Here is a 19,737-nt window from a genome sequence, read left to right as displayed (position 1 = left end):
ATGGGGGCACGTTCTGTGAAATCAGGCAACACGGTGGTACGAAGGCTCTTCGCGGCGGTGAGCATCCTCGCGGTCGCGTTCGTCGGGATCGGAGTGGCGCCGGCCACCGCCGCCGCTCCGGCAACCCATGCGGGTGGGGTCATCCTCCCCGCCCGCGACTGCAGCAGCCTCGTCGGCGACTACAAGCTCAAGGGCGCCAAGACGCACGTGACTGACGCGGACGTCGTCGAGGCGACGACCAGCGAACCGAAGCACTGCAACGTCACCGGCTACGTCGACCCGGCGGTGGAGTTCAACCTGAAGCTGCCGATGGAGTCGTACAAGGGTCGCTACCTGCAGTTCGGCTGCGGCGGACTCTGCGGGGCCATCTCCATCTTCGGGGACGTCTTCCCCGACTGCGGCCCGGCCGTCGGCGACATGGCGGTCGCCGCGACGAACGACGGCCACAACGCGCCGCCGGAGGGCGAAGAGGACGGCAAGTGGGGCGAGACCAACCAGGCCGCCCGTGACGACTGGCAGTTTCGCGCCCCGCACGTCGTCTCGATCGCGTCGAAGACGTTGATCAAGACGTACTACGGCAAAGCGCCCAAGCACTCCTACTTCAGCAGCTGCTCGAACGGCGGCCGCGAGGGGATGCTCCTCGCCCAGCGCTACCCGCACGACTTCGACGGCATCGTCGCCGGCGCGCCGGCCGCGTACTTCGGCCCGCTGGCCGGGATGCACTTCAGCTGGCAGTACAAGGCCAATCGCGACGCGCAGGGCAAGGAGATCCTGACGTACACGGATCTGCCCGTGCTGTACAAGGCCGCGATGGCCGCGTGCGACCGGCTCGATGGAGTGGTCGACAACCAGATCGACGAGCCGCGCGCCTGCGACTTCGACCCGAAGGTCGTCCAGTGCCAGGGCGCGGACGCACCCGACTGCCTGACCAAGGCGCAGGTCGACGCGGCACGGAAGATGTACGCAGGACCCAGCGACAAGTACGGCCGGCGCCTCTACCCCGGCGGCCAGACTCCCGGCTCGGAGCTCTCGTGGGCGCCGTGGCACATCGAGATTCCCGGTGTGCCGTTCCTCATCTCGCGCGACCTCGGCGACGCGTACCTGAAGTACCTCGGCTACCCGATCGGCACCAAGCACTCATCGGTCGAGGACATCGAGTTCACCGCGCGCGAGCTGCACCGGCTGACGCCGGAAGGCGCTCGCGGGAACGCGGTCAGCCTGAACCTGAACGCGTTCAAGCGAGCCGGCGGCAAGATCATCTTCTGGCACGGCTGGGCCGACCCGGCGATCCCGGCGGAGGGCACGCTGGACTACTACCAGCGGCTCACCGAACGCAACGGCGGGCTGAAGGCGACCCAGAAGTGGGCACGCACGTTCATGATCCCGTCGCTGTACCACTGCGGCGACGGATCGGGCCTGACCGAGTTCGACGCGACCAAGGCCCTGACGGACTGGGTCGAACGCGGCGACGCACCCGACCGCATCGACGCGGTCGCGAGGGACGCCGATCAGAAGGTCACCCGGACCCGTCCGGTGTTCGCGTACCCGCTGCGGGCCAAGTACGACGGCAGCGGCTCGGTCGACGACCCGGCGAACTTCTACGCCGCCAAGCCGGCCAAGCCGATGCGCGACAAGATCCACTGGCTCGGCGAGTATCTGCACCACGTCCCCGGTCCGGTCGCCCGACCGTAGGCCGCGGAGCCCGGAAGCCCGCGCGGCGGCACGTTTTTCCAATCCCTGCCGCCGCGCGGGCACCCATCCTGGGCTCATGACTGCAACGACAACGCAGCAAAGCACCCTCCAGCCCCGCCTGATCGTCGCCGACGCGGGCCGGGCGATCGCCTTCTACGTCGAGGCGTTCGGGGCCGAAGAGGTCTCCAGGTACGAGGGTGACGACGGCAAGATCGTGCATGCCGAGCTGCGGTTCGGCCAGGTCAGCTTCACGCTGAAGGACGAGGAGCCGGGCACTCCGGATGTCGGCCCGTCCGACCTGGCCGGCTCGCCGGTGATCCTCGAGCTGACCGTCGCCGACGCCGACGCGGTTGGTACGGCGATGGAGAAGGCCGGCGCGACCGTGATCTACCCGATCGACGACCACCCGTACGGGCGGGTCGGCCGGCTCCGCGACCCGTTCGGGCACGTCTGGATGATTTCCCAGAACTGACTGTCGATTGCTCGGCCTGCCGTTCGACGCCAGGGGTGAAGCGAAGGTTTGCTCACCCCCGAGGAGTCATCATGACCCGCTCCACTCTCGGCCGCGCCATCGCGGCCGTCGCGGTGATCGTCGCCGCGGTCGGCGGACTGCTGTCCGCTCCGGCCGTGGCGTCCGGCGGCACCGTGCCGCCGGTCGTCCGATGTGCCGACCTCGTCCGCAGCTACCCCGGTGTGTCGACCGTGGTCACGGCGGCCACGGAGGTCAGCGCGAACGGTACGACGTACTGCGCCGTCACCGGCCGCGTCGCGCCGGCGGTCGACTTCCAGCTGAAGCTGCCGCTCAGCACATACACCGGCCGGTACGTCCAGTACGGCTGTGACGGCCTGTGCGGACTGATCCGCGACGTCGCGATCCCGAACTGCGGCACCCCCGGCCGCGACCTCGTGGTCGGCGCGACGAACGACGGCCACACCAGCCCGTTGCCTGGTCAGGAGCTGTTCGACGGCCGCTGGGCCGCGGACGACCAGGCCGCGCGGAACGACTACTTCTACCGCGCACCGCACGTCGTCGCGCGGGCCGCGAAGCGGATCATCGCGACGTTCTACGGCAGGGCGCCGAAGTACTCGTACTTCAACGGCTGCTCGACCGGCGGGCGCGAGGCCCTGCTGCTCGCGCAGCGCTACCCGCACGACTTCGACGGCATCATCGCCGGCGCGCCGGTCAACTACATGGGGCCGCTGTTCGGCGTGTATATGCCGTGGATCATCAAGGCGAACAGGAACTCCGCCGGCCAGCCGATCCTGACCATCGACAAGCTGCCGGCGCTGAACGCCGCCGTTCTGGCGGCCTGTGACGGGCTCGACGGTCTGGTCGACGGCCAGCTCGAGGACCCGCGGGCGTGCACGTACGACCCCGCCCTTCTGCGGTGCCCTGCCGGCACGGACCTCCCGTCCTGCTTGACACCTGCGCAGGTCACGACGGCGCGCAAGCTGTACGCCGGACCCACCGACGCGCTTGGTTCGCGGCTGTACCCCGGGTGGCAGACGCGCGGCAGCGAGCTGGCCTGGGTGTACAGCGTCGTGCCCGGTCCGAACGGCGAGGACTTCCTGTCGGCGTTGCCGGACAACTACCTGAGGTACGTCGGCTACCCGATCGGCAGGCCGCACTCGTCCCTGGCGTCGGTCGCGTTCACCCAGTCCGCGCTGCACAAACTGACACCGGAGGGGGTGAAGGGGAACGCGCTGGCGCTGGACCTGTCCGAGTTCCGCCGCGCCGGTGGGAAGCTGATCCTCTGGCACGGTTGGAACGACCACGCGATCCCGGCGGTCGGAACTCTCAACTACTACGACCGTGTGGTCGCCCGCAACGGCGGCTTGACAGCGACGCAGCGATGGATGCGTACGTTCATGGTGCCGGCCAAGCCGCATTGCGAGGTCCCCGGCGGCCCTTCGTTCGACCCGCTCCCCGCGCTGCTGGACTGGGTGGACGAGGGGAACGCGCCGAGGAAGATCGTCGCGACCTCGTTCGACCAACAGGGCAACGTGGCTCGGACGCGGCCGGTCTTCCCGTACCCGCTACGGGCTCGGTACGACGGCAGCGGCTCGATCGACGAGGCGAGCAACTTCGTCCCCGCTCCGCCGATGAGGCCCACGCACGACCGGATCGACTGGGCGGGCAGCTACCTCCACGCGATCCCGGGCCCCATCGCCCGCTGACCGGATTGCATGAAGGGCACCTTCATCCAATAGGTTTGGATGAAGGTGCCCTTCATCCAAAGCAGCGCCCTGCCCGCCCCGTGATCATGTACGTGATCATGAAGCCACACTGGCGCATACGACCACTCCGGCTTCATGATCACGTTCATGATCACCGCGGTGAGGGGCACACTCGCGAGTGGGACGGCCGAGGTTTGGATGAAGGTGCCCTTCATCCAACGCACCGGGTCAGCCGCGGACGGCTTCGAGGAGATGCTGGAGGGCCTCGTCGATCGGGACGTCGATCCGCTCGCTGGTCCGGCGGTCCTTCACCTCGACGCGGCCGTCGACGATGCGGCGGCCGCAGACGACGATGGTCGGGATGCCGATCAGGTCGGCGTCGTTGAACTTCTCCCCCGCGGTCGCCGCCCGGCGGTCGTCGAGCAGGACGCGGACGCCCTGCTCGTCGAGGGAAGCGGCGAGGCGCTCCGCGACCGCGAACGGCTCGTCGGCCTTGCCGGTCGCCACGATGTGCACGTCGTACGGGCTGATCTCGCGCGGCCAGATCAGGCCCTTGTCGTCGTGGTTGTTCTCCGCGATCGCGGCCAGCGCGCGGCTCACGCCGATGCCGTACGAGCCCATCGTGACCGTGACCTGCTTGCCGTTCTCGTCGAGCACCTTGAGATCCAGCGCCTCGGCGAACTTCCGGCCCAGCGCGAAGATGTGCCCGATCTCCAGGCCACGCGCGGTCGTCAGCTCACTGCCGCAGCGCGGGCAGGGGTCGCCGGCGCGTACCTCGGCGGCGAGAATCGTCCCGTCCGTTTGGAAGTCGCGGCCCGCGACGAGGTCGACGACGTGCTTGCCGGCGACGTTCGCACCGGTCACCCAGCGCGTGCCGTCGACGACCCGCGGGTCGACCAGGTAGCGCACGCCCGCCGGCTTCTCCGATCCCAACGCCTCCGGGCCGATGTAGCCCTTCACCAGCGCGGGGTTCGCCTCGAAGTCGGCGTCGGTCACCGTCGCGAACGTGGACGGATACAGTTGCGCGCCGAGCCGCTTCTCGTCGATCTCCCGGTCACCGGGGACGCCGACCGCGAGCAGCTCGGTCTCCCCGCCAGGGTGCGAGACCTTCACGACGACGTTCTTCAACGTGTCGGCCGCGGTCCACGGCCGGTCCGAACGTGCCAGATCGCCACGCTCGTTGAGCAAATCGACCAGGGTGTCGATCGTCGGGGTGTTCGGGGTCTCCTCGACATGCGCCGCAGGCGCGTCGTCGAACGGGAGCGCGGCCGATGCCGCGACCTCGACGGCCTCGGTGTTGCCGGCGTAGTCGCAGGTGCTGCAGCGTACGAACGTGTCCTCACCGACGTCGGTCGGCGACAGGAACTCCTCCGACAGCGACCCGCCCATCGCACCCGACACCGCGGTCACGATCACGTAGTCGAGGCCGAGCCGGTCGAACGTCTTCATGTACGCGTCGCGGTGCATCGCGTACGACTTCTCCAGGCCCGGGTCGTCGATGTCGAACGAGTACGAGTCCTTCATCGAGAACTCGCGGCCGCGCAGCAGCCCGGCGCGGGGCCGCGTCTCGTCGCGGAACTTCCACTGGATCTGGTAGATCGAGAGCGGCAGATCCTTGTACGAGGAGAACAGGTCCTTCACCAGCAGCGTGAAGATCTCCTCGTGCGTCGGCCCGAGCAGGTAGTCGTTGCCCCGCCGGTCCTGCAGGCGGAAGATGTCGTCGCCGTACTCGGTCCAACGGTTGGTGCGCTCGTACGGTTCGCGCGGCAGCAGCGCCGGGAGGTGCACCTCCTGGAAGCCGGCGGCGTCCATCTCCTCGCGGACGACGCGCTCGACGTTCAGGTACGTACGCCAACCCAGTGGCAGCCACGAGTAGATGCCCGGCGCGACCCGCCGGATGTAGCCGGCACGTACCAGGAGCCGGTGGCTCGGCACCTCAGCGTCGGCCGGATCCTCGCGCAGAGTACGCAGGAACAGCGACGACATCCGCGAGATCACGGCTGGTTCTCCTCAGTACGAACGGGTGAAGCTGCTGAGGATACCGAGCGCGACGCGTCGGTCCCCATGGGGATTCGATCCCTGATGGATTGGAACGGTTGGCGGAGCAGCTTCTGGGCAACCAAGGTGAGCACCCCGGCGAGCACCATCGCGGTGAGGTTGACGCCCAGCTGGGTCGCCGAGCCGCCCATCTCACGGCCGTTGCCCAACGCGAGCGCGAGGGCGAAGTCGCCGGCGGCGGGAACGGTGGTGACCGAGATGAACACGCCGACGAGCGCCCCGGACTTCGAGGACGTGAGCGAGACGACGCCGGCCACACCGGCGATGAACGCGACCACGAAGGACCATTTGTCCGGTCGCCAGATGAACCCGGTCAGCGGCCGTTCACCGTCGAAGACCTCGGGGCCGATCCAGCCGACGGCCCAGGCGATCAGGCACAGGAGGGTGGTGCCGACGATCGCGATCACGAAGCCGACCACGAGCGTGACGAACGAGGTCCGCAGCAGTCCGATCCGGCCGTGCACCAAACCGACCGCGATCGCGGCGATCGGTCCGAACTCCGGGCCGACGACCATCGCGCCGATCACCAGGATCGCCGAGTCGAGGATCACGGCGATGGCGGCGAGCGTGGTCGCGAGGAAGAGGAAGACGACGTACGTCCACGACAGCACCGAGTCCTGGCTGGTGCGGCGTACGACCTCCTCCCAGATCACGGCGTCCGCACCCTCGCCCGGCGCGTCGTCCTCCGCCTTCTCGGCGGCGTCGGAGATCACGGTGTCGAGGACCTCGATCGCGATGCCGCCGTTCTGGTGGATGCCGAGCTCGCGGAGGTTCTCGACGAGCTCGTCGACCGACTCGCGCGCGACGTCCGCGATCACCAGGTCACCGTGGGCGGGCAGCCTGGCGGCGCCCTCGAGCACGGCGAGATGCGCCGTGCCCGGGCAGGTCTCGAGCAGGTGCAGGACGGCCTCGGTCCGGTCGGGCGGGGACGTGACGCGGAGATGGAGCACGGACCCACGCTAGCGGGCGCGACAGATCACGGGTGCCCTCAAACTGTGGGATTCTGGTAGCGACACGCCAGCGTGTCGCTACCAGAACCCCACAGTTGAGCTTCAGCCGTCGAGGAGGGTGAGGTTGTCGGTGCGGAGCTGGCGGAAGATCAGGGCGGTGGCGTGGGCGTCATACCCGGCGCGGTGCCGCTGGCCGTAGCGGGTGCTCATGCGGATCCCGCGCGCTCGGATCAGGGCGTCGAGGCCGTGGCCGGCGAGCTCGGGCCAGGTGCGGCGTGCCAGCGCGAGCGTGTCGATCACCTCGGACGGCGCGTACGACGGCAGGTGGCGGGCGAGGACGGAACGTTCGACTGACGCGTTGTGCGCCACCAGCACCCGCCCGGCGAGCGCCGCCGCGACCTCGTCAGCCACCGACGCCCACGACGGCTCGGACGCCACGTCGTCGTTCGTGATCCCGTGCACCTTCGACGTCACCACCGCCGTGATCGGCCGCGGCGGCCGGACCAGCCAGGAACGAAAGTCGCCGATCTCCAACGAAGCGGACACCGGCACCACCGCGATCTCCACGAGATCCGGCGGAGACTGCCCGTTCCCCTCGACGTCGACGACCGCGTACACGGCCTAGCTGCCGTAGATCCGGTCCGGCGTCACCAGCACGACGACGCGACGGTCCGAGGCCATCACGCGGTCGTACTCGTCCCAGTCGTCGTGCGTCCCGCCCGCACCGGCGAACGTCTCCCGCAGCAACAGCCGCAACCGCTCGGCATCGACGCCGTCGTACGGATCGTCCGGACCGATGAGCTCCGCCGGGCCCTCGGCCGTCACCCAGGACCAGCCCGCCCGCCACGTCACGGTCAGCCGCGGCCGCTCGCGCAGGTGCGCGATCTTCCGCACTCCGCCCACGAGCACCGCGCCGACGACCTGTTCCCCGGTCGACGGATGCGCGACTACGCCCGCGTTGATCACTGTGGACAGAACGGATCCGTCCCGCCGCGTCGTCGACACCACCGCGAGGTAGGAGTCGCCCGAACCCACCTTCACCACATCGGAGAGATCAGCCACGACTCCGACCCTACTGCCCGTATCCCCCACCGCCAGGAGTCTCGACCACGAGCACGTCACCCGGCTGGACGTCCACCGAGTCCGCGCCCGCCATCGACACCTCCGTACCATCGGCGCGCACCACGTAGTTCCGCCCCAGCGCGCCCGGCGACCCGCCGGCCAGCCCGTACGGCGGCACCCGCCGGTGCGACGACAACGTCGACACCGTCATCGCTTCGCGGAACTCCAGCCTCCGAACGGCCCCGTCCCCACCGCGCCACCGCCCGCGGCCGCCAGAGCCCCGGCGCACGACGAACGACCGCACCAGCACGGGGAACCGCGACTCCAGCACCTCGGGATCGGTCAGCCGGGAGTTCGTCATGTGCGTCTGCACGACCGGCGCCCCGTCGAAGCCCTCCCCCGCGCCCGAGCCCGACGCGACCGTCTCGTAGTACTGGTACCGCGCGTTGCCGAACGTCACGTTGTTCATCGTTCCCGAGCCCTCGGCCTGCACGCCGAGCGCCGCGTACAGCGCGCCCGTCACGGCCTGCGAGGTCTCGACGTTGCCCGCGACGACGGCCGCCGGGTACGCCGGTGCGAGGAACGTCCCCGCCGGCACGACCAACCGCAGCGGCCGCAGGCACCCGTCGTTCAAGGGGATGTCGTCGTCGACGAGCGTGCGGAAGACGTACAGCGCCGCCGCCGTGGCCACCGATGCGGGCGCGTTGAAGTTCGTCGACACCTGCGGCGACGTCCCGGTGAAGTCGAGCTCGGCCGTCCGTTCGGCGTTGTCAACCCGTACTTGCACCTCGATGAACGAGCCGGAGTCGTGCTCGTACCGGTACGAACCTCCTTGCAGCGTTGACAGAACTCGCCGAACAGCTTCCTCGGCGTTGTCCTGGACGTGCCGCATGTACGCCTGCACGACGTCGAGCCCGAAGTGCTCGATCATCCGCCGCACCTCTTCGACGCCCTTCTCCGACGCCGCGATCTGCGCCCGCAGGTCGGCGAGGTTGGTCTGCGGCGCGCGCGACGGGTAGGACGAGGACGTCAGCAGCTCGAGCGTCTCGGCCTCGCGGAACCGGCCGTCGGACACCAGCAGCCAGTTGTCGAAGAGGATGCCCTCCTCGTCGACCGTACGAGAGAACGCCGGCATCGAGCCGGGAGTGAGCCCGCCGATCTCGGCGTGGTGTCCGCGCGACGCGACGTAGAACAACACCTGCGACCCCGACGGCGAGTAGACCGGCGTCACCACGGTCACGTCGGGCAGGTGCGTGCCGCCGTGGTACGGGTCGTTCACCGCGTACACGTCGCCCGGCTGCATCGCACCGGCCCGCCGCCGGATCACCTCCTGCACGCTCGATCCCATCGAGCCGAGGTGCACGGGCATGTGCGGCGCGTTCGCGACCAGGTTGCCGTCGGGGTCGAACAGCGCGCAGGAGAAGTCCAAACGCTCCTTGATGTTCACCGACTGCGCGGTCGATTCGAGGCGCGCGCCCATCTGCTCGGCGATGGACATGAAGAGGTTGTTGAAGATCTCCAGCAGGACCGGGTCGACCTCGGTCGAGATCCGTTCGACGTCGGCGCGGGACCGCACGCGTTCGACGACCAGGTGACCGATGTCGGTGACGGTCGCGGACCAGCCGTCCTCGACGACGGTGGTGGCGTTGTCCTCGGCGACGATCGCCGGTCCGTCGACGCGGTCGCCGGGTTGCAGCGACGTCCGCGGCCGCAACGGCACGTCCCGCCACTCCCCGCCCGCGTACATCCGCCGCACCGAATCGGCCTCGGCGTCGACAGCCTCCGGCGCGATCGCGAGATCCGGCTGGGGCGTGCGGCCCACCGCCTCGACCGACACGGCCTCGGCGACCAGCGGGCGGTCCATCAGGAACGAGTACGTCCGCCGGTACGCCGCCTCGAACTCCGCCATCATCGACCGCAGCGACCCGAGCGCCACCGGGACCGCGGTGTCCGTCCCGTCGTAGCGCAGGTGCACCCGCCGCGTCACCTCGATGCGCTCGGCCGGTACGTCTTCCGCCAGCAGCTCCGCGCGAGCCGCGGCCTCCAGCTCCGTGGCCACCTCCGCCACGCGGGAGAGCGAAGCGGACAGCGGCTGCTCGACCGACTGCTCCCGCATCGTCGTCACGTCCGCGAGCCCGATCCCCAACGCGGACAGGACTCCCGCCATCGGCGGCACCAGCACCGTACGGATCCCCAACGAGTCCGCCACCGCGCACGCGTGCTGCCCGCCCGCGCCGCCGAACGTCGTCAGCACGTACTCGGTGACGTCGTGGCCCTTCTGCACCGAGATCTTCTTGACGGCGTTCGCCATGTTCGCCACCGCGATCCGCAGGAACCCCTCGGCGACCTCCTCCGCCGAACGGCCATCGCCGATCTCCTCAGCCAGCGCGGCGAAGTTCACCTTCACGACCTCGGCGTCGAGCGGCTCATCACCGGACGAACCGAAAACCGAAGGGAAGTAGGCCGGTTGGATGCGGCCGAGCATCACGTTCGCGTCCGTCACCGTCAACGGCCCGCCGTTCCGGTAACAAGCAGGCCCCGGCGAAGCGCCCGCCGAGTCCGGCCCGACCCGGTACCGCGAACCGTCGAAATGCAGGATCGACCCGCCGCCCGCCGCGACCGTGTGGATGTCGAGCATCGGCGCCCGCAGCCGCACGCCGGCGACCTGGGTGTTGAACACGCGCTCGTACGAGCCCGCGTAGTGCGACACGTCCGTCGACGTCCCGCCCATGTCGAACCCGATCACCTTCTCGAACCCAGCAAGGGCAGACATCCGCACCATGCCGACGATCCCGCCCGCCGGCCCGGACAGGATCGCGTCCTTGCCGCGGAAGTGCCCGGCCTCGGCGAGCCCGCCGTTCGACTGCATGAACATCAGCCGCACGCCCGCGAGCTCGTCTGCGACCTGCCGGACGTACCGGCGCAGGATCGGCGAGAGGTACGCGTCGACCACCGCGGTATCGCCGCGCGGGATCAGCTTCAGCAACGGCGAGGCCTCGCTCGACAACGAGACCTGTGGGAAGCCGACCTCTGCGGCCAGCGCACCGACCGCCTGCTCGTGCGCAGGGAACAGGTGCGAGTGCAGGCACACGACCGCGACCGCGCGGATGCCGTCGCGGTACGCGCGTTCCAGCTCGGGCCGAAGCGCGTCCAGCCGCGGCGGGCGCAGCACCTCGCCGGTGGCGGTGATCCGTTCGTCCACCTCGACGACGCGTTCGTGCAGCAGCTCCGGCAGCTGGATGTGCCGGTCGAAGATGCGCGGCCGGTTCTGGTACCCGATCCGGAGCGCGTCGCCGAACCCCTTCGTGATGACGAGCAGCGTGCGGTCACCTTTGCGTTCCAACAGCGCGTTCGTCGCGACCGTCGTGCCCATCCGCACGACCTCGATGTCGCCGGAAGACCCAAGCAGGGAACGGATCCCGGCCACCGCGGCGTCGTTGTAGCGGGACGGGTTCTCCGAGAGCAGCTTGTGCGTGACCAGCGCTCCGTCGGGCCGCCGGGCCACGATGTCGGTGAACGTCCCACCGCGATCGACCCAGAACTGCCAGCCCATGGCCTTAGAAGAGCACCGTCATGAACGTCGCCGTCGGGCGGAAGCCGACCCGGCTGTACGCGCGGCGGGCGGCCACGTTGAAGTCGTTGACGTACAAGGTCGCGACCGGCGCGATCTCCCGCAGGCCCGCCGCGACGACGGCCGCGACTCCCGCGGCGGACAGGCCCTCGCCGCGCCGGTCGGGTCGCACCCACACGCCCTGGATCTGGAACGCGGAAGGCGTCGCCACCCCGATCTCGGCCTTGAACACGATCTCGCCGTCCTCAACCCGCGCGAACGCGTACCCGCGGCCGATCAGGTCCGCGACCCGGGTCCGGTAGTACGAGCCACCGTCACGGGACTCCGGCGAGATGCCGAGCTCCTCGGTGAAGAACGCCACCGACGCGTTGTACAGCTGGTCGAGCTCGTCTGCCCGCACCCGCCGCACCAGCGGATCGGGCGTCACCAGCGGCTGGCTGGTCATGGTGAGGAACGGCTGCACCTCGCGGACATCGCGGGCCGGTCCCCAGCTCGGCTCGAGCAGCCGCCACATCGGCTCGACGGCGTCGCGCGTCCCCCACACCGACGAGCAGTGCCGGCCGAGGCGCAAGGCCCGGTTGGCGAACGCCTGCCCGGCGCCGGGGGTGGTCGAGACGGGAACGAGGTTCGCGCCGGCGTAGCACAGCGAGACGAGCCGGCCGCCCTCCTCGTACCCCCAGAGCTGGCCGCCCATCCGGCGCATGTCCATGCCCGAGGCACGGACGCGGGAGTCGACGAAGACGTTCGTCACCGGGTCGGCGTCGAGCACCGTACGGACCGCGGTCAGATCGACCGGACGCAACGCCCGGACGACCTCCGTGGCACCGAGCATCCGCGCCTCCTCGACAGTGGACCTAACGCACCTCGACCTCGGGTGCGCCTGACGCTACCCCGGCGAGCTTCATCTCCTCGGCAATACGGAGGGCCTCGTCGATCAGTGTCTCGACGATCTGGCTCTCGGGAACAGTCTTCACCACTTCGCCCTTGACGAAGATCTGGCCCTTCCCATTGCCCGACGCGACGCCAAGATCGGCCTCGCGCGCCTCGCCCGGGCCGTTCACCACGCAGCCCATGACCGCGACCCGCAGCGGGAACTCCATGCCCTCCAGGCCGGCGGTCACCTCGTCGGCGAGCTTGTAGACGTCGACCTGGGCGCGCCCGCAGGACGGGCAGGAGACGATCTCGAGGTGGCGTTCGCGCAGGTTGAGCGACTCCAGGATCTTCAGCCCGACCTTGACCTCCTCGGCCGGCGGCGCGGACAGCGAGACCCGGATCGTGTCGCCGATTCCCTTGGAGAGCAGGGCGCCGAACGCGACCGCCGACTTGATCGTGCCCTGGAACGCGGGGCCGGCCTCGGTCACGCCGAGGTGCAACGGGTAGTCGCACTGCTCCGACAGCAGTTCGTATGCCCGGACCATCACGACCGGGTCGTGGTGCTTCACCGAGATCTTGAAGTCGTGGAAGCCGTGCTCCTCGAACAGCGAGGCCTCCCACAGCGCCGACTCGACCAGTGCCTCGGGCGTGGGCTTGCCGTACTTCTTCAGCAGCCGCGGGTCGAGCGAGCCCGCGTTGACGCCGATCCGCAGCGAGACGCCGGCGTCGGAGGCCGCCTTCGCGATCTCCTTGACCTGGTCGTCGAACTTGCGGATGTTGCCCGGGTTGACGCGGACGGCCGCGCAGCCCGCGTCGATCGCGGCGAACACGTACTTCGGCTGGAAGTGGATGTCGGCGATGACCGGGATCTGCGACTTCTTGGCGATCGCGGGGAGCGCGTCGGCGTCGTCCTGGCTGGGTACGGCGACGCGCACGATGTCGCAGCCGGTCGCGGTGAGCTCGGCGATCTGCTGCAGGGTGGCGTTGATGTCGGTGGTCGGGGTCGTCGTCATCGACTGCACGGACACCGGTGCGCCGCCACCGACGAGCACCTTGCCGACCCGGATCTGCCGGGTCTTGCGGCGTTCGGCGAGCGTGGGCGGCGGAAGCGGCGGCATGCCCAGGTCGATGCTGGTCACTGGCGTGTCCTTCTTCTCGTCTCGTTCTGGATCATCCGGAGCCCAGGCGGACGGGGTTGACGATGTCGGCGTAGAGCAACAGCACGCCCATCACGATGAGCACGCTGGCCATCGCGTACGCGAGCGGCAACGCCTTGGCGACATCGACGTATCCGGGGTCCGGGCGCCCTCGCAGCTTCGCGAACGCGCGCCGGATGGCCTCGTAGACCGCACCCGCGATGTGGCCGCCGTCGAGCGGCAACAGCGGGATGAAGTTGAACAGCGCGATGAACAGGTTGAGCGCGGCGAGCCACTGCACGAACGCCGAGATGCGGTCGGACACCGGCTCGTCGAGGGTGGCGATCTCGCCGGCGACCCGGCTGGCGCCGAGCACGCTCATCGGGCTGTCCAGTGCGCGTTCGCCGCCGAACGCCGCCTGCGCGACCCCGACCATGCGCTCGGGGATGTGCAGCATGGCCTGCGCGGTGAGCCCGGTGAAGTGCCCGATCTGAGCGAAGACCGCGCCGACGTCCTGGCGTTCGTTCACAGTCTCCGGGCCGACGCCGAGGAACCCGACCGTGACGAACTTCGTCGGGTCGTCGAGGTCGTAGCGCTCGGCCGCAATCAGGTTGGGCTTGAGCGTGACCTGCTTGCCGCCGCGGTCGACGACCATGGTCGCGACGCCGGCTCCGGCGTCGCGGATGGCCGCGGAGACCTGGTCCCAGGAGGTGATCTGGGTGCCGTTGAACGCGACGATCTTGTCACCTGCCTCGAGTCCGGCCGCCTTCGCCGGGGACTCGGGATCGCCTTCGCGGCAGGCGCGCTGGCCCTCGCTGGCCTTGATCACGCAGTCGGAGACCGAGTCCACGACGGGGACGGCGACCTTGATGCCGAAGCCCATCATCACGATGCCGAACAACACGACCGCGAGGACGATGTTCATCATCGGACCGCCGGCCATGATGATGATCTTCTGCCAGGACTTCTTGGTGTAGAAGAGCCGGTGCTCCTGGCCCTCGGGCGTCTCCTCCGCGGAAGCCGTGCGGGCCTCCTCGATCAGCGTCTGGAACGGGCCAGTGCTGGAGTTGCGCAGCCGCCCGTCCTTGGCCGGCGGGAACATGCCGATCATCCGGACGAAGCCGCCGAACGGGAAGATCTTCACGCCGTACTCGGTCTCGCCCTTCTTGCGCGACCAAATCGTCTTGCCGAAGCCGATCATGTACTGCGTCACGCGGACGTTGAACAGCTTCGCCGGCAGCATGTGCCCGAGCTCGTGCAACGCGACGGACGCGAGCACGCCGAGGAAGAAGACGACGGCTCCGAGGATCGCGATCAGGTCCATCCGGACTTCAGCCTCCCGTGCGGCGTTCGCTGGAAAACGACTTCATGAGTTCGTTCGTGCGCGCGCGTGCCCACGCCTCGGCAGCCAGGACCTGCTCGAGCGTCAGGTCGTCCCCCGACATGCTCTCGTGCTCGGTCAAAACCTGTGCCACGGTGTCGACGATTCCGAGGAAGGGGAGGTTCCCGTTCTGGAACGCGGCTACGCATTCCTCGTTCGCCGCGTTGTAGACGGCCGGGGCCGTGCCGCCGCGCTCGCCCGCCTCGCGGGCGAGCCGCACGGACGGGAACGCCTCGTTGTCGAGCGGCTCGAACGTCCAGCTGCTCGCCTGCGTCCAGTCGCACGCCGTCGCCGCGCCGGGGACGCGGTCGGGCCAGCCGAGCGCGATCGAGATCGGCAGCTTCATGTCCGGCGGGCTGGCCTGCGCGATCGTGGAGCCGTCGACGAACTCGACCATCGAGTGGATCACCGACTGCGGGTGCACGACGACCTCGATCCGGTCGTACGGCACGTCGAACAGCAGGTGCGCCTCGATCACTTCCAGGCCCTTGTTGACGAGCGTGGCGGAGTTGATCGTGATGTCCGGACCCATGTTCCAGGTCGGGTGTGCCATCGCCTGCTCGGGCGTGACCGCGGTGAGCTCCGCGCGCTCGCGGCCGCGGAACGGGCCGCCGCTTGCGGTGACGATGAGCTTGGCGACCTCGTGCTCCTGGCCGGAGCGCAGGCACTGCGCGAGCGCGGTGTGCTCGGAGTCGACGGGGACGATCTGTCCCGGTTTCGCCGCCTTCTTCACCAGCGGGCCGCCGGCGATCAGCGACTCCTTGTTGGCGAGGGCGAGCATGCGTCCGGCGCCGAGGGCGGCGAGCGTGGGAGCGAGGCCGACGGAGCCGGTCATGCCGTTCAGCACGACGTCCGCCGGCGCGGTCGCGAGCTCGGCCGCGGCGTCGGGGCCGGCGAGGATCTTGGGGATGCGGAACTGGCCCTGGGCGTACCCGCGCCTCTGCGCCTCGGCGTAGAACGCGAGCTGCAGGTCCTGCACGACGGTCGCCTTCGCGACGGCAACCGTCTCGACGTTCAGCTGGAGCGCCTGCTCGGCGAGCTGTTCGACGTTCCCGCCGCCGGCGGCGATGCCGACGACGCGGAACCGGTCGGGGCGCGCGCGTACGACGTCGACGGCCTGGGTCCCGATGGACCCGGTCGACCCGAGGATCACGATGTCGCGCACAGGCCCAAGTCTCCCTCATCGCGAGCGTGTACGGGGTGCCCGGTTCAGAACCGGGCGTAACTGTGACGTACCGCACGCCGGCTATTTCTTGACCACGCGGTCAGGTAATGTCGTCGGCGTGAGCGTGACGGAACGGCCGCGCGGGAGGCCCCGCGAGTTCGACCCGCAGCGCGCGCTCGCGACGATCAAGGAGCAGTTCGTCGAGCACGGCTACCACGCCACGACGCTCAGCCACCTGACCGCGGCGACCGGGCTGTACAAGGGCAGCTTGTACGCGGCGTTCGGGGACAAGCACGAGCTGTTCCTCGCCGTCCTCCGCTACACCTCGGCGGAGACGCTCTCGCGGCTGGAGGAAACGCTCGCTTCGGCGCCGGGGCCGCTGGAGGGGGTGCGCGCGTACGTCCGGGGGCAGGCGGTCTGCGTGGCCGACCTGACCGCGAACGGGCGCGGGTGCCTGGTCGCGAACACGACGCTCGAGCTGCTGCCCGGGGACGACGAGGTGAAGGCCGTCGTCCGGACCCACCAGCGGAAGATGATCGACCGGCTCGCGGCCGTCGTGGACCTGGCGAAGGGCGCCGGCGAGCTGACGTCGGCGCGGCCGTCTCAGGTGATCGCTCGCTATGTCTTCACCGTGGTCGAGGGGTTGTGGCAGATCGCCAGGATCGACCCCGATCCGGACACGCTCGCCGACGTCGTGGAGGCGGCGCTGGACGGCCTGCGGTGAGTTTTGTTGGGCACATTCTTGACCGCTTGGTCATCAATTGGAGGTTGGTCTGTATGTCTGCTCTCGATCGGATCGGTCAGGTCGGCGCCTGGCTCGGGCCTGTTCGGCTCGCGTCCGCTGCGACGATGCGGGAGGCGGCTTCGACGGTGGAGGCCCTGGGGTACGGGTCGTTCTGGGTCTCGGACACGCCGACCACGCGGGATCCGTTCAGCGCTTCGGCTGTGGTGCTGGCGGCGACGTCGTCGCTGGTCGTGGGAACGGGGATCGCGAACGTGTGGGGTCGCGACGCCGCCGCGATGAACGGCGCTTCGCAGGCGCTGGCGGAGGCGTATCCGTCGCGGTTCGTCCTGGGACTCGGCGTGAGCCACTCGCCGGACGTCGCTCGGCGGGGGCACGCGTACGTGTCGCCGGTGGCGAAGATGCGTTCGTATCTGGACGAGCTGGACGCCTCGCCGTACGACCCGCCTGCGCCTGCTGTCGCGGCGCCGCGGATGCTGGCGGCTCTGGGGCCGCGGATGCTGGAGCTCTCCCGCGATCGCACGGCCGGGGCGCTGCCGTACCTGACGACGCCGGAGCACACGAAGCTCGCGCGGGATCTGTTGGGGCCTGGGTCGGCGCTGATCCCGGAGCAGACGCTGGTGCTGGAGTCGTCTCCGTCGGCGGCGCGCGAGGCTGGGCGGGAGTTCCTGACGCACTACCTGGCGATGCCGAACTACCAGAACAACCTGCTGCGGATGGGCTTCACGTACGAGGACCTGTCGGGTGGTGGCAGCGACCGGCTGGTCGACGCCCTGGTGGCGTGGCGGTCGGTGGAGACGGTGGCCGAACGGATCCGCGACCACCTCGCCGCCGGCGCCGACCACGTGGCGCTCCAACCTTTGCCTCGACCCGGCGACCCGCTGGGCCTGGAGCAGCTGCGGCTCCTGGCTCCCCTGCTGGTCGGCTAGCGCCTGTGACGGCAAATGATCATGTTTACATGATCATTTGCCGCTCTACCTGGGATACACCCCGCGTCAAGCACCCACTCGCCAGGTAAGGCGGCATCGATGCCCATCCGCCAGGACCACCGACTTACCCAACAGGTCCAAGGTCGTGTCGGGCAAAGAGCGCCGGTCATCGCGCGTAGCGCGATGGCGCGCGGCGCATCGGGCCCGGCTGGGCGTGGTGCAGGAGGAATTCCTAGTTGTCCTCTGGGTGACAACGTGCACCGCGGCCACGCGGGCTCTGCTGACTTCTGGGGGCTGTCGCGCGTCTGGTCGCCTTACCCGGCCAGTGGCCGCTCTACCTGGCGTCCACCCCACGTAAAGCGGCAAATGATCATGTAAACATGATCATTGGCCCCAGGGCAGGGCCGGGCCGGGCGAACCCACCGCCGGACGAAAGATCGAGGTTAGGCACGCTGCGGCTCGGGCCGCTTCCACAGCGCGCGGCAGAGGGCTGCCAGCGCGAGGATGACGGCCACAGTACGGACGAGGTGGGCGTTCACCCAGGCGGACTCGGTGCTCTCCCGGAGCGCGGCGAGGTTGGCGATCGCGTCCGGATCGCCGGCGTTTACGAGGGTGTCGTTCAGCGGAAAGTGGATCCCGACCGTCACCGCGAGAGCCACCACGTAGAGCCCGAGGGCCGCGAGAATCCAGCGCACAGCGGACCGCGCGCCGACCCGGTACTGGAGGATCGCGGCCACTCCGCTCAGCACGAGCGCGGCCGCGAGCACGAGCGGGACCAGGGCACCGCCGTTGATCGCCGCGGTGGTCTGCTGCATCACGACGACGTACGTCCGGTCGTCGGACCGCTCCAGCGCCGGCATGATCGTGGCGGCCCAGTCGAAGAAGAAGCCCGCCACCAGCCCCATGGCCACCGCGGCACCGCCGAGCACCCAGCCACTTGTCCTTGTCTTCATGAGGACAATCCAAGCGCCCGGCCGCCGGATCCTCCATGGCTGAGAAGCGCTCGCGCATGTGGGATCGTCTCGCCAAACGCCACCGCGGTCGTGTCGGGTTAGGTTAGCCTGGCCAAATGATGAGCGTGGAGGCCGCCACGAGGCGGGAGTTCGTGGTGGGTGGGCTGGCGTTCGCGGGACTGCTCGCGGGCTGCGCGACGGACCAGCAGGAAGCGGCGCCGACCCCGACCACGCGGGAGATCAACGACTCGCGCGGCCCGGTCGACGTACCCATCGCGCCCACCAGGCCGGTCGCGCTCGTCGGCTCGGCCGAGATCGACATGATCGCGCTCGGCCTCACGCCGGTCTTCTCCGGCGCGTTCGCCACGGGCTGGGTGGACCTCGCACCAGAGACGATCACCTCCAGCCTCCTCCCGCCCGACCCCGAGCAGGTCGCGGCCACGCGGCCCGACCTGTTGCTCGGCTGGGACTGGCTCGCCGAGGACACCGCGTGGAACGAGGTACGCGACCTCGCACCCCTGGTCACGCTCCCCTCCGGCAACGACTGGCGCGGCGTCTTCCAGCTCGTCGCCGACGCCGTCAACCGCAAGGAACGCGCCAACGAGCTGCTGACACAGTTCGACGAACGCGTCGCCAAGCTGAAGAACGCCAACGCTGCAAGGAAGATCTCGGTCAACGTGGTCGGCGTGTTCGAGCCCGGAACGTTCTGGTGGTGGGACGCCCCGTACCCCGTCAACGCCCACTTGACATCGGTCGGACTCGACGTCCACTCCCCCACCGAGACCGCGAAGGGCGTGAGCCTCGAACGCCTCACCGAGCTCACCGCCGACTGGCTGATCGTCACCGCCCCGAAGGGCGACAAGGACGGTCTGGCGAACAAGCTCGTCGAGCACCCGCTGGCCAAGAAGCTGCCCTCGGTCGCCAAGAACCAGGTCCACATCGTCGACCGCGACCTCTGGGGCGGCGCCGGCCTGATGTGGGCCAACGCCCTCCTCGACGACGTGGAGCGCCTCTACCCCGTCTGACCCTCCTTGTAGGGTCGCGGCT

Annotated in this window: 16 protein-coding genes; 6 read left to right on the top strand and 10 right to left on the bottom strand. The window is 69.5% G+C overall.

Annotation, left to right across the window (positions count from 1 at the left end; all coding sequences use genetic code 11):
• The 3 genes from JOD67_RS17380 to JOD67_RS17370 all read left to right on the top strand — a co-directional run bounded on the left by JOD67_RS17380 (position 1) and on the right by JOD67_RS17370 (position 3,870).
• Entirely contained in the window at positions 1–1,692 is a 1,692-nt protein-coding gene (locus JOD67_RS17380; RefSeq protein WP_205118647.1) for a tannase/feruloyl esterase family alpha/beta hydrolase, read from the top strand.
• A 76-nt stretch (positions 1,693–1,768) separates the two neighbouring features.
• Positions 1,769–2,164 (top strand): VOC family protein, encoded by a 396-nt coding sequence (locus JOD67_RS17375; protein ID WP_205118646.1) that lies wholly within the window; start codon positions 1,769–1,771, stop codon positions 2,162–2,164.
• Positions 2,165–2,235: 71 nt separating this feature from the next.
• Positions 2,236–3,870, top strand: coding sequence for a tannase/feruloyl esterase family alpha/beta hydrolase (locus JOD67_RS17370; RefSeq protein WP_205118645.1), 1,635 nt, complete (start codon positions 2,236–2,238; stop codon positions 3,868–3,870).
• Between the two features lie 228 nt (positions 3,871–4,098).
• Here the strand turns inward: JOD67_RS17370 and JOD67_RS17365 are convergent, their stop codons facing one another.
• The 9 genes from JOD67_RS17365 to dxr form a co-directional block, all read right to left on the bottom strand.
• The gene (locus tag JOD67_RS17365; RefSeq protein ID WP_205118644.1) at positions 4,099–5,868 is read right to left on the bottom strand and encodes a proline--tRNA ligase; all 1,770 of its coding nucleotides are present in this window, start codon (positions 5,866–5,868) and stop codon (positions 4,099–4,101) included.
• Positions 5,865–6,878, bottom strand: a complete 1,014-nt coding sequence (locus JOD67_RS17360; protein WP_205118643.1) for a DUF389 domain-containing protein — start codon at positions 6,876–6,878, stop codon at positions 5,865–5,867. Before JOD67_RS17360 ends, JOD67_RS17365 begins: the two co-directional genes overlap by 4 nt.
• A gap of 102 nt (positions 6,879–6,980) precedes the next feature.
• Positions 6,981–7,496, bottom strand: coding sequence for a 3'-5' exonuclease (locus JOD67_RS17355; protein ID WP_205118642.1), 516 nt, complete (start codon positions 7,494–7,496; stop codon positions 6,981–6,983).
• Positions 7,497–7,499: 3 nt separating this feature from the next.
• Positions 7,500–7,940, bottom strand: a complete 441-nt coding sequence (locus JOD67_RS17350; protein ID WP_205118641.1) for a pyridoxamine 5'-phosphate oxidase family protein — start codon at positions 7,938–7,940, stop codon at positions 7,500–7,502.
• Positions 7,941–7,950: 10 nt separating this feature from the next.
• The gene (locus JOD67_RS17345) at positions 7,951–11,493 is read right to left on the bottom strand and encodes a hydantoinase B/oxoprolinase family protein (RefSeq protein ID WP_205118640.1); all 3,543 of its coding nucleotides are present in this window, start codon (positions 11,491–11,493) and stop codon (positions 7,951–7,953) included.
• Positions 11,494–11,497: 4 nt separating this feature from the next.
• Entirely contained in the window at positions 11,498–12,343 is an 846-nt protein-coding gene (locus JOD67_RS17340) for a GNAT family N-acetyltransferase (protein ID WP_205118639.1), read from the bottom strand.
• A gap of 22 nt (positions 12,344–12,365) precedes the next feature.
• Positions 12,366–13,502 (bottom strand): flavodoxin-dependent (E)-4-hydroxy-3-methylbut-2-enyl-diphosphate synthase, encoded by a 1,137-nt coding sequence (ispG, locus tag JOD67_RS17335; RefSeq protein ID WP_205123039.1) that lies wholly within the window; start codon positions 13,500–13,502, stop codon positions 12,366–12,368.
• A 52-nt stretch (positions 13,503–13,554) separates the two neighbouring features.
• Entirely contained in the window at positions 13,555–14,844 is a 1,290-nt protein-coding gene (locus JOD67_RS17330; RefSeq protein WP_205118638.1) for a M50 family metallopeptidase, read from the bottom strand.
• Positions 14,845–14,851: 7 nt separating this feature from the next.
• Entirely contained in the window at positions 14,852–16,066 is a 1,215-nt protein-coding gene (gene dxr, locus JOD67_RS17325; RefSeq protein WP_205118637.1) for a 1-deoxy-D-xylulose-5-phosphate reductoisomerase, read from the bottom strand.
• A gap of 118 nt (positions 16,067–16,184) precedes the next feature.
• Between dxr and JOD67_RS17320 the strand changes: the two genes are divergently transcribed.
• Both JOD67_RS17320 and JOD67_RS17315 read left to right on the top strand, forming a co-directional pair.
• Positions 16,185–16,790 (top strand): TetR/AcrR family transcriptional regulator, encoded by a 606-nt coding sequence (locus JOD67_RS17320; RefSeq protein WP_205118636.1) that lies wholly within the window; start codon positions 16,185–16,187, stop codon positions 16,788–16,790.
• A gap of 53 nt (positions 16,791–16,843) precedes the next feature.
• Positions 16,844–17,737, top strand: coding sequence for a TIGR03620 family F420-dependent LLM class oxidoreductase (locus JOD67_RS17315; protein WP_205118635.1), 894 nt, complete (start codon positions 16,844–16,846; stop codon positions 17,735–17,737).
• Between the two features lie 443 nt (positions 17,738–18,180).
• Here JOD67_RS17315 and JOD67_RS17310 read toward each other — a convergent pair whose 3' ends face one another.
• The gene (locus JOD67_RS17310) at positions 18,181–18,690 is read right to left on the bottom strand and encodes an anthrone oxygenase family protein (RefSeq protein ID WP_205118634.1); all 510 of its coding nucleotides are present in this window, start codon (positions 18,688–18,690) and stop codon (positions 18,181–18,183) included.
• Positions 18,691–18,806: 116 nt separating this feature from the next.
• On the opposite strand from JOD67_RS17310, the gene JOD67_RS17305 reads away from it, so the two are divergent.
• Positions 18,807–19,715 carry an ABC transporter substrate-binding protein gene (locus JOD67_RS17305; protein ID WP_205118633.1) on the top strand — a complete coding sequence of 303 codons (909 nt, stop codon included), beginning with the start codon at positions 18,807–18,809 and terminating at the stop codon, positions 19,713–19,715.
• Positions 19,716–19,737 lie beyond the last annotated feature (22 nt).

Source organism: Tenggerimyces flavus, assembly GCF_016907715.1.
GTDB classification, from domain to species: Bacteria; Actinomycetota; Actinomycetes; order Propionibacteriales; family Actinopolymorphaceae; genus Tenggerimyces; species Tenggerimyces flavus.
The sequence above is the reverse complement of the archived record's forward strand: the minus strand, read 5'-3'. Positions and strand labels throughout refer to the sequence as shown.

Coding starts and splice junctions, on each gene's coding strand:
- JOD67_RS17380 (WP_205118647.1), top strand. CDS start 1: ATGGGGGCACGTTCTGTGAAATCAGGCAACACGGTGGTACGAAGGCTC.
- JOD67_RS17375 (WP_205118646.1), top strand. CDS start 1,769: ATGACTGCAACGACAACGCAGCAAAGCACCCTCCAGCCCCGCCTGATC.
- JOD67_RS17370 (WP_205118645.1), top strand. CDS start 2,236: ATGACCCGCTCCACTCTCGGCCGCGCCATCGCGGCCGTCGCGGTGATC.
- JOD67_RS17345 (WP_205118640.1), bottom strand. CDS start 11,493: ATGGGCTGGCAGTTCTGGGTCGATCGCGGTGGGACGTTCACCGACATC.
- JOD67_RS17340 (WP_205118639.1), bottom strand. CDS start 12,343: ATGCTCGGTGCCACGGAGGTCGTCCGGGCGTTGCGTCCGGTCGATCTG.
- ispG (WP_205123039.1), bottom strand. CDS start 13,502: ATGCCGCCGCTTCCGCCGCCCACGCTCGCCGAACGCCGCAAGACCCGG.
- JOD67_RS17330 (WP_205118638.1), bottom strand. CDS start 14,844: ATGGACCTGATCGCGATCCTCGGAGCCGTCGTCTTCTTCCTCGGCGTG.
- JOD67_RS17315 (WP_205118635.1), top strand. CDS start 16,844: ATGTCTGCTCTCGATCGGATCGGTCAGGTCGGCGCCTGGCTCGGGCCT.
- JOD67_RS17310 (WP_205118634.1), bottom strand. CDS start 18,690: ATGAAGACAAGGACAAGTGGCTGGGTGCTCGGCGGTGCCGCGGTGGCC.
- JOD67_RS17305 (WP_205118633.1), top strand. CDS start 18,807: ATGATGAGCGTGGAGGCCGCCACGAGGCGGGAGTTCGTGGTGGGTGGG.